The following is a 204-nucleotide window of genomic DNA, read 5'->3' as shown; positions in this document are numbered from 1 at the left end:
TTATACAATCGACGTGGTTTTAATCAGGTCTTCGAAAAAGCCTTAGCATCAGCACAAAACAACGGACACAAACTCACTTTTGTATTAGGCGATATTGATTTCTTTAAACGAATCAATGACAAGTTTGGACACACCGTAGGAGATACTGCTTTAGTCGCTGTAGCAGAAAATCTTAAGAAGCATATTCGATCTGAGAAGGATATT

Annotated in this window: 1 protein-coding gene; it reads left to right on the top strand. The window is 37.3% G+C overall.

Going from position 1 to position 204, the window contains the following annotated elements; all coding sequences use genetic code 11:
- Window positions 1-204, top strand: a 204-nt coding sequence (locus GQR38_RS20080; RefSeq protein ID WP_165738040.1) for a GGDEF domain-containing protein, incomplete at both ends; no start/stop codon positions are given.

The sequence above is a fragment of the Pseudoalteromonas sp. c7(2019) genome (genome assembly GCF_011378625.1).
Taxonomy (GTDB): Bacteria; Pseudomonadota; Gammaproteobacteria; order Enterobacterales; family Alteromonadaceae; genus Pseudoalteromonas; species Pseudoalteromonas arctica.
This window is presented reverse-complemented; position numbering and strand designations above follow the sequence as displayed.